Raw genomic sequence first — 2956 nt, 5'->3', positions numbered from 1 at the left:
GAAGAAGGCGGCTTAATTTAGCTCACGGGCCGCACCGCCGCTGCCGCGGCTGGCCCTCCGCGGGGGCGCCGGACGACCGGCGGCCCGCGGTCGCGGGCTCGGCCTTCGGCCGGTTGGTTTCGCTCACGGGCCGCACCGCCGCTGCCGCGGCTGGCCCTCCGCGGGGGCGCCGGACGACCGGCGGCCCGCAGTCGCGGGCTCCGGCCTTCGGCCGTAATCGCGACCTCCCTTCTCCCCTTGTGGGAGAAGGTGGATCGGCGCGCAGCGCCGAGACGGATGAGGGGTGTTCCAGGGAACGCCGACGTCTCACTCCGCTGGAACACCCTCATCCGTCGCCTTCGGCGACACCTTCTCCCACAAGGGGAGAAGGGAAGGCTTGCGCCAATTCCTGCAATAGCTTCATCGCCTCCTCCGCCCGCTCCGCCGGCACGAACAGATGGTCATGATAGAACGCCGAAACCGGATTGACGCCCATGCCGGCCGTAGCCAGCCGTGTCGTGATGGCGGCCAGGAAGCCGACGGCTTCCAGCGAGGAATGGACGTTCAGCGTGATCATGCAACAGCGGAATGCGCCCATGAGGCCGGCCGCCTTTGCCTGGTCCTCCGGCAAGATAAGCGTCAGGCCTTCCCGCTCCCGAAACTGCATAACCGGCTCAAGTCCGTCCGGCACGGCCGCACCCGGCGCCAGCGTCGCGAAGACATAGACGCCGGGCAACAGGTGCGGCGTCATCGACGCCAACAGTCTTTGCAGGTCGGTCTCGCCGTTCATCTCTCCTCCCAAGCAACGCGTCGCTTCAACTAGCTGTTTTTACGCAATTGCGGACGGAAAACCGTTACACACTTTTCCTGGAATTGCTCTGGCGCGATAACAGCGTCATTAGACCGGCCGGTCGGTTGCCGAAAGCGCCAACGACACGGAAATGTCGCCGATGGCTGAGCTTACCCGGCTTGTGCGTTGCACAAGAACGGGTATCACGTTGGCTTGAGGGGTTTCGATGATCGTTCGCCCGCGTCCAGGGTTCCTGCACCTGTTCTTCATCATGCGTGGTTCTGTGGTGCCGCGCATCCTGCCGCAGATCTTCGGCTTCGCCGCCTATGGCGCGCTGGTGGTGGTCATCGTTCGGGCACTGAAGCTCGATTTCGGCAATGCCGGCACCGCGCCGTTCGCTTTGCTCGGCGTTGCGCTATCGATCTATCTCGGCTTCCGCAACAACGCCGCCTATGACCGCTGGTGGGAGGCACGCAAGCTGTGGGGCCAGCTCGTCTTCGACATCCGCAACCTGGCGCGCGCCTCGACCGGACTGATCGAGGATCGGACCGAATTGCGCGGCCTGTTGATGGACGCGATCGCCTTCTGCCATTTCCTGCGCGGCCTGATCAGGCGAGTCGATGCCCTCTCCGAAGCACGCGGCTTCATTGGCGACGAGGCCGAATCGGTCGCGCGCGCCTCCAACGCGCCCGACGCCATGGTGCGCCGGATGGGCGCGCGCGTCGCGGCGCTGCGCAAGGCCGGCGCGATCGACACGATCGGCTACCGCATCCTCGACGAGCGGCTGTCGGAAATCGCCGCCGCCCAGGCCGGCTGCGAGCGCATCATGGGCACGCCGCTGCCCTTCGCCTACACGCTGCTCCTGCAGCGGACGGCCTACATCTTCTGCCTGCTCCTGCCGTTCGGGCTGGCCTCGGCTGCTGGCTGGGCGACGCCCTTGTTCACAGCACTGATCGCCTACACTTTCTTCGGCCTCGACGCTTTATCGGAGGAACTCGAGGATCCGTTCGGTACCCAACCCAACGACCTTGCGCTGGACGGGCTCTGCCGCGTCTGCGAGATTTCGGTGTTCGAGGCGCTGGGCGAGACGCCGCCGAAGATGATCCCGGCCGACAAGTTCTATTTCTCCTGAGGCCACCGAAAGCCTTCCAACCTGGCCGTCCGGTTTGCGAGCCGGATAAGCGTTGCCATGGATTCGATCTTGGACCGTGCCGCTTGACTCGGTCGCCAGCGTCTCGTATAGAACCAAAAGGTTACATAACTACTTGGTTTAATAAATGACGTCGGATAGCCTCAGCCTGACTCTCGCGGCGCTTGCCGACCCGACTCGCCGCGCCATCCTGGCGCGGCTGGCGCTCGGCGAGGCCTCCGTCACGGAGCTGGCGGAGCCGTTTGCCATGAGCTTTCCGGCGGTGTCGAAGCACCTCAAGGTGCTCGAGCGCGCCGGCCTTGTGGCGCGCGGCCGCGACGCGCAGTTTCGGCCGCGCCGCCTGCAGCCGGAACCATTGCGTGAGATCGACGAATGGCTGGAGTCCTACCGCGCGCTATGGGACGCCCGCTTCGACCGGCTGGAAACCTATCTACAGGCCTTGCAGGCTGGTGATCCCGGCGGAAATCAAAATTGAAGGCGGCTAACTAATTTGTCGCCGATGCGAGGCAAGACGATCTAGAGAGGGGAAAATGACAGATCAGACCATCGACACGCCATCCGACGACCCGGTGATCATGATCACCCGGACCTTCGATGCGCCACGCGCGCTGATGTTCAAGCTTTTCACCGACCCATACCATCTGGTGCGGTTCTGGGGACCGGAAGGGTCGACCTATCCGGTCTGCGAGATGGATGTGAGGCCGGGCGGGCAATGGCGTTTGACCATGCGCTTTGCCGACGGCAGCGAATATCCGACCAACAGCGTCTATCTGGAAATCGCCCCGCCGGAGCGGATCGTCTATCGCGACGCGCCGCTCGATCGTAGCCAGTGGCAGGATACCCTGCCGCCGCCCAACATGGTGACGACCATCCTGTTCGAGGATGCCGGCGGCAAGACGCGGATAGTAGCCAACATCCGCGCCAACTCGATCGCTGCCCGCGACATGGCGGTGAAGATGGGCTTCGGCCAGATGGTGATGGCGAGCTACGGGCGGCTGGAAGCCTATCTCAAGACGCTCTGAGCGAGAGTTCGGTTC

Annotated in this window: 4 protein-coding genes; 3 read left to right on the top strand and 1 reads right to left on the bottom strand. The window is 64.4% G+C overall.

Features of this window, described 5'->3' with window-relative positions:
- Positions 1 to 325: 325 nt before the first annotated feature.
- Positions 326 to 769, bottom strand: coding sequence for an ACT domain-containing protein (locus EOA29_RS31220; RefSeq protein WP_126091137.1), 444 nt, complete (start codon positions 767 to 769; stop codon positions 326 to 328).
- A 226-nt stretch (positions 770 to 995) separates the two neighbouring features.
- Between EOA29_RS31220 and EOA29_RS31215 the strand changes: the two genes are divergently transcribed.
- The 3 genes from EOA29_RS31215 (at position 996) to EOA29_RS31205 (ending at position 2941) form a co-directional block, all read left to right on the top strand.
- Positions 996 to 1901 (top strand): bestrophin family ion channel, encoded by a 906-nt coding sequence (locus EOA29_RS31215; RefSeq protein WP_126091138.1) that lies wholly within the window; start codon positions 996 to 998, stop codon positions 1899 to 1901.
- A gap of 145 nt (positions 1902 to 2046) precedes the next feature.
- Positions 2047 to 2394, top strand: a complete 348-nt coding sequence (locus tag EOA29_RS31210; RefSeq protein ID WP_126091139.1) for a metalloregulator ArsR/SmtB family transcription factor — start codon at positions 2047 to 2049, stop codon at positions 2392 to 2394.
- Between the two features lie 55 nt (positions 2395 to 2449).
- The gene (locus tag EOA29_RS31205) at positions 2450 to 2941 is read left to right on the top strand and encodes an SRPBCC domain-containing protein (protein ID WP_126091140.1); all 492 of its coding nucleotides are present in this window, start codon (positions 2450 to 2452) and stop codon (positions 2939 to 2941) included.
- Positions 2942 to 2956: the final 15 nt, after the last annotated feature.

The organism is Mesorhizobium sp. M1E.F.Ca.ET.063.01.1.1 (assembly GCF_003998155.1).
Taxonomy (GTDB): domain Bacteria; phylum Pseudomonadota; class Alphaproteobacteria; order Rhizobiales; family Rhizobiaceae; genus Mesorhizobium.
This window is presented reverse-complemented; position numbering and strand designations above follow the sequence as displayed.

Bases quoted from the DNA above. Each gene is read 5' to 3' on its own strand.
- EOA29_RS31215 (WP_126091138.1), top strand. From the start codon at position 996: ATGATCGTTCGCCCGCGTCCAGGGTTCCTGCACCTGTTCTTCATCATG.
- EOA29_RS31205 (WP_126091140.1), top strand. From the start codon at position 2,450: ATGACAGATCAGACCATCGACACGCCATCCGACGACCCGGTGATCATG.
- EOA29_RS31210 (WP_126091139.1), top strand. From the start codon at position 2,047: ATGACGTCGGATAGCCTCAGCCTGACTCTCGCGGCGCTTGCCGACCCG.
- EOA29_RS31220 (WP_126091137.1), bottom strand. From the start codon at position 769: ATGAACGGCGAGACCGACCTGCAAAGACTGTTGGCGTCGATGACGCCG.